Consider the following 12,669-nt stretch of genomic DNA (forward strand, 5'->3'; position numbering starts at 1 on the left):
GCCAATAGTTGACACTTGCACCACGAAATCGGGAAGATCACGCCGATTTATCGCGTCTGGACCGGTCCACCCGGAATCCCCTTTGACGCTGACCCGAATCTGACGAGAGGACGTCGGTCTTCCGTGACGGACCAGGAGCTTGCCGCCGAACTCCGTGAGCTCGCCGGACATCCCGCATTGTCCTCCCGCGCGGACCAGCTGACAGAGCTGGCAGACGCGCTGGACGACCCCGGTAAGGCCGACCTGTGGTGCGAGGTGGACCTGTTCGCCGCCTTCCCACCAGAGGACACAGTCAAGGTGATCGTGCAGTCCACCCCGGCCTGGCAGAAGATCGTCAGATTCATCTACTACATTCAGGCCGTACTGGTCTTCCTCCCGATCACGATCACGTGGCTGGGACTGAAGAAGGCGACCACGGCGTACGGCGAGGCCCTCGCGTCCGGAGGGGTCGAGGCCGCGCGCCGTCCCTTCCTTGAGATGTGGCAGCGGGGCTTCGACGGCAAGCTGGCGAGCCTGTGGAAGTTCGACAACGTAGCCGTGATGACGCTCAGCACGATCGGCCTGCTCATCGCCGTCACTCTGGCCGAACGCTACATGCACCGGTGGGAGGACGAGCGGGCGAGCGAGCAGGAAGAAGAACTGCGACCGCGCCTTCTGTCCGCACTCACCAGAGCGACCCTGCACCTCGGTCAGGTGAAGCTGGCCTCGCCGGCTCGGTTCCAGGCCGAGCTGACCAAGAGCGCGAGCGAGCTGAACAAGGTCGGCAGGACCATGAGCAAGGTCCACACGCAGGTCGTGGAGGAACTCGAGAAAGCGCTGGAGGCCACCGGCCAGGCCACGGATGCGCTGACGGCGGGCGTCGCCGAGGTGCGAGACTCGATCGCGACCCTCGACAAGCACATGGCCGCCGTCTCCTCCGCCGCGGAGGCCCTCCTGCAGTCGGTCGAGCGCACCGCCTACGCCATCGACTCCGTCGGCGAGAAGACGGACGTGGCGGTGGACCGTGTCGGCGACCGGCTCGGCACGGTGATCCTCGACTCCACGACCGGGGTGCGAAAGTCGCTCGACGAACTGGCAACCCTGACCGGACAGGCCGTACGCGACATGACTGCATCCACGGGGGAGGTCGTCCGTGACCTCGCAACCTCGACCGGGCAGGCGGTGCGGGACCTGGCGGATTCGACCGGACAGGCCGTACGCGACACGGCGGCGAGCCTGGACGCGCGGGTCGGCGAGCTGGTGAGCGCGACGGCCGGTATCGGTTCCGCCGTGGGCCGGGTGGAGACCGCAGCCACCGAGAGCGGAGACCGGATCAGTCATGCCCTCACCAGCGGCAGCGGAACCCTCTCCGCCGTGCTCGGCGGTGCCGGAGCCGACATCAGAGAGGCGCTCGACGACTGGGCCGGGACCGCGAGCGCGCACGCCGCGAGGATCGAGATGGTCTCGGACACCGCCGGTCGCACCGTACGGCTGCTCGAGGAGACGCGGGACGCCCTGGACCGGCTGCCCGCGGACCTGGCTCGGTCTCTCCAGGAGGTTCCGGCAGCCGTCCGTGAGGTCACCGGCCCCGAGATCGCCGCGCTACAGGCCGCCATCGCCCGGCTGGACGAGGCGGTACGGCAGGCCGCCGCGGCCGTCACCGCGGGCCTCGCCACCGGCGCCGGGGAATCCGCCCGCGCCAATGCCGTAGCGATCCCGACCCACACTTCGGCCTCGGCCGGCCCCACGGGCGATCGGCATGACTCGGCCCCCCTCGACACGGGCAGCACCTCGGGCATCGAAGAGAACAGCGGCGAGCGGGCCGAGGGATGGCACCTGTGATCAGGCGTCGCGGTTCGGCCCCATCGCTGCTCCTCGCAGGCTGGCTGTTCGCCGACCTCCTGCTGGGGCTCACGATCATCATGCTGGGCGCGCAGGCGCCGCCCCCCATCCCGGCCAAGCCCCTCGCGGGTAAGGGAACCGCGTCGCCCTCGCCGAGCCCGTCCCCATCGCCCTGCGTCACCCGCGCCGCCGGGGTGGCCGCCAAGCCCACCAAGATCTCCTTCCGGGTGAATTCCGGCGCCTCGGATACCGAGCTGCTCGGCACGGTGAGGCGAGAGCTGCTCAAGCACAGGAAGCGCCTGGCCGGACGGCACGCCGGCATGGTGCTGACCTTCGGCGCCAACGGCGGCGCGGGGGAAGGCGTCCATCTGGCTACACGAGTCAACGCGGCCGCGGGTAAGGCGTTCCCCGGCATCTTCCAGACCGCGGCCACCCGTAACTTCCATGACCTCGCCGCCCCGAGCGGGTCGATCTCCATGGAGATCTACTTCGTCTCCGGCGGCTGCTCCCCCATCACTCAAAGCTGAGGACCACCTGATGAGCGAACAGGTACTCCCCTTCTACCTGGTCTGCGACGAGTCGTACTCCATGCAGGGACCGCCCCTCGATGCCATCAACCAAGAGCTTCCCCTGATCTACCAGGAGATCGCCAGCAACCCCGTGGTCGCGGACCGGGCCAGGCTCGGCATCATCGGGTTCAGCAGCACCGCCGAGGTGCTGCTCCCGCTGGCCGACCTCAACGACGTGCACTCCATCCCGCAGCTGTCCCCGCGCGGCGCGACCAGCTACGGCGCCGCGTTCTCCCTGCTCAAGCGCACGATCGAGCAGGACATCGCGGGGCTGAAGCAGGCCGGGCACGCGCCGTACCGGCCCACGGTGTTTTTCCTCACCGACGGGCTCCCGACGGACGACTGGCACGTGGAGCACAAGGACCTGGTCAGCCACGGCTTCCGGGCTCACCCGACCATCCTGGCCTTCGGCTTCGGCGACGTGGACCCGGCGACTCTGCAGCAGGTGGCCACGTTCCGGGCGTTCATCGCCAACGGCGACATGTCACCGACACAGGCTCTCCGCGAGTTCGCGCGGCAGCTGCTCAACTCCGTGGTCCAGTCGGCCGTCGCGTCGTCCTCGAACCCCTCGGGCACTCCGCAGATCATCATCCCCGACCAGGTGAAGGGCTACACGGTCCTCGCTCCCGACCCGCTCTGACCGCGAACCGTAGCCGGAAGAGGAACCGCACATGGAACAGGTCCAGGAGTACGAGGCGCCCTCGACGGCGGAGACCGTGCCCGGATTCCCCCAGCCGCTCGTCATCGGCCGTGAGCCGCGGGTGATCTCACAGCCGGGTCCGCTGCCGGCCGTGCGACGGCCGGACACCGAAATCGACGGTGCCGCGCTGCCCGGGCTGGAGGTGCGTGCCGCGTCCATCCGAGGGGACGCGCACCGTTACTACGGCACCGTACGTCAGGACGCGATGGGGCTCTGGCACGACGGCGACCGCACGCTGCTGGCCTGTGTGGCGGATGGACTGGGCAGCAAGGAGGGCTCACACGTCGGAGCGGCCACGGCCTGCGAGGTCGCGCAGGCGTATCTTTCTACGCTGCCGATCGACCCTGACTACGTGACGGACGCCCGGGGCTTCGTCGACGGCGTCGCCGGCGAGATCCGCAACCGGGCGGACGAACGCGGGATGCCGCCGGACGAGTTGTCTACAACGTTCCTCGCCGCCAGAGTCCAGGAGGTGCCCGAGGCGTCCGTGCATCGCGCCGTGCTGGTCCGGGTCGGCGACTGCATGGCGTGGCACCTGCATAGGGGGGTCTGGACATCGTGCTTCGGCGAAGACAATGCCGATACGGGGGTTGCGACCTCGGCGACCCACGCGCTGCCCCATGACATCGAGCATGTGGAAGTCGGCTATGCCGACTTGTATCCGGGCGACATGCTGCTGCTGTGCACCGACGGCCTGGCCAAGCCGATGCGGGGGCCGCAGGTGAGCTCCCGGTTGGCGAGCTGGTGGAGCCGGCCGCCGTCCCTGCCCGAATTCTTCTGGCAGATGAGCTTCCGGGCGAAGACGCACGACGACGACCGGACCGCCGTGTGCATCTGGAGGCTCTGAATGGCCTTCACCCCCCATCCGCTCGACCGGCACCGTGCCACGCTGCCCCTTGAATCCGACCCTCTCGACAAGGGCGGCCAAGGAGTGGTCACCCGTGTGCTGGGACCGGAGAACCTCGTCTACAAGGAGTACATGCCGCAGGCAGGCCAGGTGAACGGCGCGGCTCTTGCGGAGCTCGTCGAGTTCGGTCACCGCCAGACTGCCGCGGAAGTGCGCACCCTGCTGCACCAGTGCGCCTGGCCTGTCGCGAGGGTAGTGCACGGAGGCCAGGTGACCGGCTTCCTGATGCCGCACGTGCCCAAGGACTTCTACGGCACGATCGGCGGCAAGCCCAAGCTGGTCGAGCTGCAGTATCTGCTGTACGAACCGAACTGGGCGTGGCAGGACCTGCACCAGCCGGACATCGACGGCCGCCTCGAGATCGCGACGCTGGCCGCCAAGCTGATCGACCTGCTGCACACATATGGGTGGATCGTCGGGGACCTTTCCTTCCGGAACCTCCTGTGGCGCCCGGGTCAGCCGTACAAGGTCTTCATGCTCGACTGCGACGGCCTGCGTCGGCACGGAGCGGAACCGGTGTTACGGCAGGCGCACACGCCGGACTGGAATGATCCCTACCAGCCCTCCAGCGGGCCGGAGCTGGACACCGACCGGTACAAGCTCGCGCTGCTGATCGGCCGGGTGCTCTCGCGGACCGCGTCCGTGCGGCCCGGTGACGAGCCGGCGCTGCTCCCCGGCCTGCCGGACCATGTGGTCACCGCGGTCAGGGAGCTCTTCACCCGCGCGCAGGGCCCGCGCGGCACCCGCCCGATCGCGGGCGAGTGGGTGCTGGCTCTGCTCGGCCGCAAGCGCATCGCAGTGACCCGCCCCCCTCGGTCACAGCCGTCCGTGCACTCCGGGCCTGCCGCCCCGATCCACCTGCCGGGCGCGGGCCGTATCAGTGTGCCCGTCAGCAGGCCGGCACCGGGAAGCAGACCGTCCTTACCGCAGCCACCGTCCCTGCCGCCCACGGAACGGAGTCGGACGCCGGTCCCTCCTCTGAGTGGACCGACGGCCCCCGCCAGGGACGGAAACAGGCGGCAGCCCGCGCCCCAGCCACAGGTCTCCAGACTTGGGGGCCAGGCCGTCTGCAACCTCCCTGTGGCGCAGGGACCGGCGCGCTCCCAGCCCGCACCGGCAGTCCCTACCCCAGCACTGGAGCCGGGAACCGCCGCCACACCACCACCTGCCCAGCCGACGGCACCTCTTACAGCAGCGACAGCTCTACCCACCCTCGGTCAGCGGGTGATCGCCTCGGATACCTATGCCGAACAGCGGCGGCTGGCCCCCCGGGGCGGCGTCGTCGATGACGACGAGGTCGCCCATCTCATCGACCACCTCGCCGCGGGCACCGGACGCGACTCGGTGGCGAACATCGCGGCGCTGCTCGCAGACACCGCAGACAGGACGGTCCTGCTGATGCGGGCGCTGAAGAACCTGCTCAACGTGGAGCAGACCGATGTGATCATGCTCAAGGACGGCGACCGTACGGTCGAACTGAACGTGCGACTGCTGGAAGAGCAGTTCCTTGAGGAGGATGAGCCGTGACGGCGAAGGTGAGCCGGGCAAGGCGGCGGCAGATCATCGACGCTCTGGGCCGCGGGACCGTGCCGCGCAACGGCCTGGACCTGTTCGCGGTCGGCATGGAGCGGTTCGAAAAGGCGCTCGACGACGATCTGACAGCGGTTACTGCCGGAAGCGCGGGCTTCAAGGCGGTCCGCGGCGAGTACGGCTCGGGCAAGACCTTCTTCGCCCGGTGGCTGGCCGAAAGGGCCAAGCGAAAGAAGATGGCGACCAGCGAGATCCAGATCTCGGACCGGACCACGCCCCTGCACCGGCTGGAGACCGTCTACCGGTCGCTCATCGGTGGGCTGAGCACCGCGAGTTCACCGCCGAGCGCGTTGCGGGACATCGTCGACACATGGCTTCTCGCTCTGGAGGACGACGCCGGGGTCGCGAAGAACGACCGCGGGGCGATGAGCACGGCGGTCGAGGACCTCATCGAGTCGCGGCTGGCCGAGACCGCCAAGAACGCACCGGCGTTCGCGACCGCCCTCCGCTTCTACCGCCGGGCCCGGCTGTCGGGTGACCACGCGACTGCCGACGGCCTGCTCGCCTGGGTGGGCGGTGAGCCGAACGTCGCATCCAGCGTCCGCCGCTATGCCGGGCTCAAGGGGGACGTCGACTCGACCGCGGCCCTGCATTTCCTGCAAGGCCTGCTCGTGGTGCTGCGTGACTGCGGTTACCCGGGACTGCTGGTCGTGCTCGACGAGGTCGAGACCCTGCAGCGGATGCGCAGCGACAACCGCGAACGGAGCCTCAACACGCTTCGGCAGCTGATCGACGAGATCGACAAGGGCCGCTTCCCCGGCCTCTATCTCGTCATCACCGGCACTCCCGCCTTCTACGACGGTCAGCAGGGAGTGCAACGGTCCCCGGCCCTGGCCCAGCGGCTGCATGTCGACTTCAAAACCGACGCGCGTTTCGACACCGCCCGGGCGGTGCAGATCAGGCTCACCGGTTTCGACCGGGACAAGCTGGTCGAGCTGGGCTGCGTCGTACGCGACCTGTACGCCCAGGGAGATCCCGCCGAGCGGCGGATCAGAGACCTCATCGACGACGCGTACGTCAAGGACCTGGCCACCGCGGTCGCCGGACACCTGGGAGCCGGCGTGGCGCCCCGGATCTTCCTCCGCAAACTCGTCGCCGACGTGCTGTACCGGGTCTCGGACCACGAGGATTTCGACCCTCGGCGGGACTACCGGCAGGTCACGGTCACGGAGGGAGAGCTGAACGACGACGAGCTGAACGCGTTCCGCCGCGGCCGCCCGGCGGTCTCCGCGGACGATGTGGAGCTCGACCTGCCGTGACCTCGCCGGCCCTCGCACTGCACCCGACGATCGCGTACCACCTCACCAACACGCTCGGCTGGGCCCGGCTGCGGCCGCTGCAGCAGGAGGCGCTGGGCCCCATCGGCGAGGGGCATGACGCACTGTTGATCGCGCCGACGGCCGGAGGCAAGACCGAGGCGGCGACGTTCCCGTTGCTGTCCATGATGGAGGAACAGACCTGGACCGGCCTGTCGGTGCTGTACGTCTGCCCGCTGAAGGCCCTGCTCAACAACCTGGTGCCGCGCCTGCAGGCGTACGCGGGCTGGCTCGGCAGGCGGGTCGAGCTCTGGCACGGCGACGTGTCCGGCTCCCGCCGGCAGGCGATCCTGCGCGATCCACCCGACATCCTGTTGACCACCCCGGAGTCCCTGGAGGCCATGCTCATCAGCACCGGGGTGGACCACCGCCGCCTGCTGGCGGATCTGCGGGCGATCGTGGTCGACGAGGTGCACGCCTTCGCCCGCGACGATCGAGGCTGGCACCTGCTCGCCGTCCTGGAGCGCCTCACCCGGCTGGCCGGACGGCCACTCCAGCGCATCGGCCTGTCGGCGACGGTGGGCAATCCTGACGAACTGCTTTCCTGGCTCCAGGGGTCGGGCGCGGGGAGCCGACCTGCGGGAGTGATCGCCCCGGACACGGGAGCGGATTCCGGAGCCGCCGATGTGGAGCTCGACCACGTCGGGTCCGTCGCCAACGCCGCCCGCATCATCGCCGCCCTGCATCAGGGCGAGAAGCGGCTCGTCTTCTGCGACTCCCGCAGGATGGTGGAAGAGCTCGGTCAGTTGCTGCGGGACCACGGCGTCACAACCTTCCTCTCCCACTCCTCCCTCTCGGCTGAGGAGCGCCGACGCGCGGAAGAGGCCTTCGCCCAGTCTCGCGACTGCGTCATCGTCTCGACCTCCACGTTGGAACTGGGCATCGACGTCGGAGACCTGGATCGGGTCATCCAGATCAACGCTCCGTGGTCGGTAGCGTCCTTCCTCCAGCGCCTGGGACGCACGGGCAGGCGCTCGGGAGTCAAGCGCAACTGCCTCGTCCTGGCCCTGACCCCGGAGGACCTCCTCGCCTCAGCGGGGCTCCTGCTGCTGTGGAGCACGGGTTATGTCGAGCCCCTGCAGCCGCCGCCCGCGCCTCGGCACATCGTCGCGCAGCAACTCCTCGCACTCACCCTGCAGGAGGGCCGCATAGGCGACGCCCTTTGGCCGGACTGGTGGCACGGCCTCGGCCCTTTCCGCGAGCAGCACGCGCGCCCGGTGCTCGACCATCTCATCGCCCAGGGCTTTCTCGAGCGAGACGGCGGCGCTCTGCTCCTCGGCCCTCAGGCCGAGCAGCGCTTCGGCCGCCGGAACTTCATGGATCTGACCGCTGTGTTCACGGCCCCGCCGGAGTTCACCGTCCTGCGCGGCAACGCCGAGATCGGCCGGACGGATCCCGGTCTCCTGACGTCCGCCGTCTCGGGGCCGCGCCTCCTGCTGCTGGCCGGCCGCACCTGGGTCGTGGACTGGATCGACTGGAAACGGCGGCGGTGCTTCGTCCAGCCCGTCGAAGGCGGTGGCGGCAAGGCACGCTGGGCGACCTCGATGTCCGGCGGCGCGTCCTTCGCCCTGTCGCGAGCCATGCGGGACGTCGTCCTGGGCGCCGACCCTCCGGTGATGCTCACCCGGCGGGCGGTGAGCGGACTCACACGGATACGGGAAGACAGCCGTGATCTCGTCCATCCCGGCGGCACAGTGATCGCGCGAAATGACGGCGACCTGCAGTGGTGGACCTGGGCCGGATACCGTGCCAACGCCACGATCAAAGCCACGCTAGGCCCGCTCGCCGATCCGACCCAGCGCGTGGACGATCTGCACGTCAGGCTGAGGAGCGACCTGACCGGCACCGGATGGCGACAGGACATCGCCCGTGAACTCAGCCAGCCCGGTATCGACGACAGGGCGCTGAACGGCCTCAAGTTCAGTGCATTGCTGCCCCGCGAACTCGCCGTCGAGACGCTCGCGACCCGTCTGGCAGACCTCCCCGCAGCGGCTGCCGTGCTTTCGGAGCCAGCGCATTTCACGCTCCGATGAGCATGCGGATCTGGCGATGGCCCGAATCCGATCACCGCATGATCGGTGCGTCGTTCCTGCCCGAGGCCGAGCGGAAGGGCATGATCGCCGATGGCCTGGTGCCGGACATCCCCGCTTTCGCCACCGACCCGCACACCCTGGCCACGCTCAACCGGGACGCCGCAACCCGTGGTGGCGTGGCGCCCGGGTGCTGGACTGTCGGCGGCCGGGACAACGCCGTGCACCGGCTGTTCGTCCCCGCCGCACTTCTCACCGCGGCTCCGCCGGAGGTCGCTGTTCTGTTCGTGGAACGGCTCGCGTGGCAGGCCGCCGAGCAGTTCCACGCCGGGTTCCGCTACCGGGCCGAGCACGTACGGGTGCTGGTCGCGCCGGAATGGCCCGGGGATGACGAAGCCGACGTGATTGCCCGGCGGGAGCCGTACAACGACGGAGCCCGGCCCCGCAACCCGCACGCCGTCTGCCGCTTCGAGGACGCCCTCGTCCGGGTCTGCGGCATCAACGCCGACTCGTTGGCCCTGTGGGAGTCCCGCCTGACCGACGAAGACCGCGCCACCCCCGGCGTCCTGGACTTCCCCCGCATCACCAGCGGGCAAAGTGGGAGCGGTTCTTCCCATCGAGGGAAGCAACGCGAGCCACATCGGAGTGTGGTGCGACACCCCCGACGCTGCCGCCGCGTTGTCCGCCCGGCTCGACACCCTCAACCTCCGCGCCTGGCATCCGAGGTCAGGTGACCTGCATATCTGTGACGCCTGGCCCGTCCAAGGCGACTCGGCGGCCCTGCCGTCCCCCGGGCCGGAACGCTGGCATCCCCACCCGGAGCCCATCTACGACCTCGGCCCGTTGCTCGACATGGGTCCGTACTACCTGACCACCCTCATCCACCTGCTCGGCCCCGTCACCTCGGTACGCGGAGCCAGCGCTGTGACACGCCCGCTCCGCACCAAGGTCTCCGGAGACACGTTCACCTCGACCACTCCCACCCACGTGGACGCGCTCCTGCAGACTGCTGATGGAGCCTCAGTCACGGTGACTACGAGCTTCGACGCCCAAGGGACGACCCGCCATCTGGAGATCTACGGGACCGACGGCACCCTCGTCCTGCCCGACCCCAACTTTCATCACGGGATCGTACGGCTCCGCCACCGCGGCGAGACCACCTGGGATTCCCTCGCCCCGGCCCTTCCCCGCGTCGATGTGGTCGGTCGTGGCATGGGCCTCCTCGATCTCGCAGACGCACTGAAGGACAGAGCCCGAGCCCAGGCGACAGGGGACTTGCCCTGCACGTCCTCCAGGTCATCGAGGCGATCGGGCGGGCCGCTGCCACCGGAGCCCGGCAAGCCGTACCGCATGCCGCCGACGCTCCGCTGACGACGAAGGGACCTGCCCGATGACCGACCGAGCGGGACGTACCCCGACATCCAGACGGCATGGCAACGACTGGCGACCTACCTCGGCGCACGCTTCGATCCCGCGCTCACCGACTTCGACCGCCTACGCCGGTTCCTCGACCAGGAGTGGGCACGCCTGCACCCGCACTTCTACCAGCGCAGCATCGGCTCCTTGTACGACCTGACCTGGTTCCACTACATGGATGCCAAGGACGGCTTCTTCCGCACCCTGCTCGACTTCGCCGACGAGCACGGGCTCAGCCGCATCGCCGACATCGGCTGCGGCGTCGCCCTCGACGCCCAGGCACTACTGCAGGCCGGCTACGAAGTCCACGCCTACGACCTGGACAACCCCTGCCTGGCCTACGCCCGATTGCGATTCGACCACGACTTCGGAGAGAGCGGCCGGGTGCACTGTCTGAGCGAGCTGGGCGACCATCACTACCAACTCGTCTACGCTGTCGACGTCCTCGGCCATGCCGACGACCCCGAAGCCCTCGCGACGCTGCTCTTCCAAGCTGGAGACCACGTGGTGGTCAACCTGCTCCCCCACGACTCCCGCCACCGCTTCGGCCCGGCCGACCTACACCCCCGCCTCGACCACCAATGCATCCTCCCCACCCTGCAAGCCCACGGAGAACTCATCCGAGTAGCCGCCTCCGGCGAGTCCGTCGCCACCATTTGGCGAGCAATTATGAGAACGGGTCGGGATCAATAAGCTGGCGGCCGTGAAGCGGGTCCCCGAGCTGCGGACTTTTATCCGTCAGTTCAGGGTTCGAGTCCCTGGCACCCCACCGCTCCTTACCCCGTCTGACCTGTGCTTTTCGGCCGAGGGTGTCGGTTCCGGTTGAAGTTGTCACGCGTCGCCGAGATCGGGAGGCCTGGGACATACAGAGGAGGACCAATCCCCTGCCTGACTACATTCCAGTGCTAGGGATCGCCTGGGAATGTTCCAGATCGCCGACGAGGCAGTTGCAGCAGCGGCCCTAGCACAGACTGATCGGTTGCTACCCACCAATGCGACATGGCTCCCGATGATGGGGCTGGGTGATCCTCCGCACGATCCCCGGCGACTGCATCATCCGCTCCCGGACGGGTGCGTCAAGGGCGCCTACGGCGTCACACGTGATCGGCTCCGCCGACCCTTGCCTCACCCCCGGCCCCGCTTGCAGACGGGCAGCTATCCGGGGAACGGGGAAGACTGAATCTTGCTTCTCCTCTCCAGCCGAGCTCTAAAACTCGCAAGAAGCGGGGTGGGGCCATTTCGGCAGGGAACTACCACCTGGCCCCCTCCTCGTGGTGGGTCCCAATCAGAAGAGCACGGTGGGACCACTGCAGGTCGACACAGCCATCGCCCTACGCGCTGTCGGGAGTCGAGGAGATCCGGAAGCCCGAAGCCGGTCGGTTCGAGATCGCGACGTTGGCATCCTCAGCGCATCAGAGCAGGTTCGGCGTGCCGGGTTCGGTTGCCTCGACCGGGTAGTCGTATTTCTCGGCGATCTTCTTCAACCCGCCCGACGAGCGGATCTTCTCGATATCATCGTCAATCGCCTCGCCCAGCGCCTTGTTGGACTTGTTGGTCGGGAAGTTGGTCTGGCCCGGAGATGCCGTGGAGCCGATGCGTGGGTCCGGCTGGATCGGCATGATCTTCGCTCCCTCGATGGGATGGTCATGGAGGGCCCCGACGGCGGCACCAAGTCCGATAACGACCCCCTCGATGCGGCCGGCCTTCAGGTCGGTCATCTGGGCATCCGTGTCCGGGTAGGCCTTCAGCTCGTCGCCAAACAGCTTCTGCAGGTCCTGCAAGGCCACCATGCCCGTGCCCGTTCCGATCTTCATCTTCAACATGGCGTCGACGGTGTCCGCCCCGTTCTTGGAGACGAGGGCCAGGGGGGAGGTCACGATGGGGGCACTGAGGTTCACGACCTCCTGGCGGGCCTTGGTCCGGTACCAGCTGCCCAGCGTCGTGTCAGCTCTGCCGGTCTGGACGTTCGTGATCATGGCTGCGGATAGTCCAGGAACGATCGAGATCTTGAGGCACTCCATCTCGGCGATCTTGGTGAGGACGTCACCCTCCACGCCGGTGAGCTTGCCGTCGGCGTACATGGAGAAGGGTGGATACGGGTACTGGGCGACCGTCAGCACGCCCTTCTCGATGGTGGTCAGGCCGGGGTGGGCCGGCGTGCACGAGGCGGACACGTTGTTGGAGTCCGCGCTCGATGATTCGCCGCTGCAGCCGGCGACGGCCAGGGAAGCAAGGGCAAGCAGCGCAGAACCGATGGCGAAGTGACGTCTCATGGGTGGTCTCCCTTCGGGTAGGTGATTCGTGTGTGGTGGTGACAGGA

At 68.5% G+C, this 12,669-nt stretch carries 11 protein-coding genes; 10 read left to right on the forward strand and 1 reads right to left on the reverse strand.

Annotated features, from left to right (window positions below; genetic code table 11):
- Nucleotides 1-123: 123 nt before the first annotated feature.
- The 10 genes from ABZ857_RS05800 to ABZ857_RS05845 all read left to right on the forward strand — a co-directional run bounded on the left by ABZ857_RS05800 (nucleotide 124) and on the right by ABZ857_RS05845 (nucleotide 11,042).
- Nucleotides 124-1,821 (forward strand): hypothetical protein, encoded by a 1,698-nt coding sequence (locus tag ABZ857_RS05800; RefSeq protein WP_357038086.1) that lies wholly within the window; start codon nucleotides 124-126, stop codon nucleotides 1,819-1,821.
- Nucleotides 1,818-2,348: a hypothetical protein gene (locus tag ABZ857_RS05805; protein WP_357038089.1), complete on the forward strand. Its 531-nt coding sequence runs from the start codon at nucleotides 1,818-1,820 to the stop codon at nucleotides 2,346-2,348. Before ABZ857_RS05800 ends, ABZ857_RS05805 begins: the two co-directional genes overlap by 4 nt.
- 10 nt (nucleotides 2,349-2,358) lie before the next feature.
- Entirely contained in the window at nucleotides 2,359-3,030 is a 672-nt protein-coding gene (locus ABZ857_RS05810) for a VWA domain-containing protein (RefSeq protein ID WP_357038093.1), read from the forward strand.
- Between the two features lie 31 nt (nucleotides 3,031-3,061).
- Nucleotides 3,062-3,937: a protein phosphatase 2C domain-containing protein gene (locus tag ABZ857_RS05815; RefSeq protein ID WP_357038096.1), complete on the forward strand. Its 876-nt coding sequence runs from the start codon at nucleotides 3,062-3,064 to the stop codon at nucleotides 3,935-3,937.
- On the forward strand, nucleotides 3,938-5,524 hold the full coding sequence (locus ABZ857_RS05820) for a hypothetical protein (RefSeq protein ID WP_357038099.1): 1,587 nt from the start codon (nucleotides 3,938-3,940) through the stop codon (nucleotides 5,522-5,524). It begins immediately after the preceding gene.
- Nucleotides 5,521-6,846 (forward strand): BREX system ATP-binding protein BrxD, encoded by a 1,326-nt coding sequence (brxD, locus tag ABZ857_RS05825; RefSeq protein ID WP_357038101.1) that lies wholly within the window; start codon nucleotides 5,521-5,523, stop codon nucleotides 6,844-6,846. The genes ABZ857_RS05820 and brxD overlap by 4 nt, the downstream gene beginning before the upstream one ends.
- Complete coding sequence (locus ABZ857_RS05830) at nucleotides 6,843-8,936, forward strand: DEAD/DEAH box helicase (protein WP_357038104.1); 2,094 nt, start codon at nucleotides 6,843-6,845, stop codon at nucleotides 8,934-8,936. Before brxD ends, ABZ857_RS05830 begins: the two co-directional genes overlap by 4 nt.
- A gap of 38 nt (nucleotides 8,937-8,974) precedes the next feature.
- Complete coding sequence (locus ABZ857_RS05835; protein WP_357038107.1) at nucleotides 8,975-9,667, forward strand: hypothetical protein; 693 nt, start codon at nucleotides 8,975-8,977, stop codon at nucleotides 9,665-9,667.
- Nucleotides 9,579-10,304 carry a hypothetical protein gene (locus ABZ857_RS05840; protein WP_357038109.1) on the forward strand — a complete coding sequence of 242 codons (726 nt, stop codon included), beginning with the start codon at nucleotides 9,579-9,581 and terminating at the stop codon, nucleotides 10,302-10,304. Before ABZ857_RS05835 ends, ABZ857_RS05840 begins: the two co-directional genes overlap by 89 nt.
- A gap of 192 nt (nucleotides 10,305-10,496) precedes the next feature.
- Nucleotides 10,497-11,042 (forward strand): class I SAM-dependent methyltransferase, encoded by a 546-nt coding sequence (locus ABZ857_RS05845; protein ID WP_357038112.1) that lies wholly within the window; start codon nucleotides 10,497-10,499, stop codon nucleotides 11,040-11,042.
- 719 nt (nucleotides 11,043-11,761) lie between these two features.
- Here the strand turns inward: ABZ857_RS05845 and ABZ857_RS05850 are convergent.
- Nucleotides 11,762-12,622, reverse strand: coding sequence for a transporter substrate-binding domain-containing protein (locus ABZ857_RS05850; RefSeq protein WP_357038115.1), 861 nt, complete (start codon nucleotides 12,620-12,622; stop codon nucleotides 11,762-11,764).
- Between the last annotated feature and the right edge of the window lie 47 nt (nucleotides 12,623-12,669).

It is taken from the genome of Microbispora sp. NPDC046933 (assembly GCF_040644635.1).
Lineage (GTDB): Bacteria > Actinomycetota > Actinomycetes > Streptosporangiales > Streptosporangiaceae > Microbispora.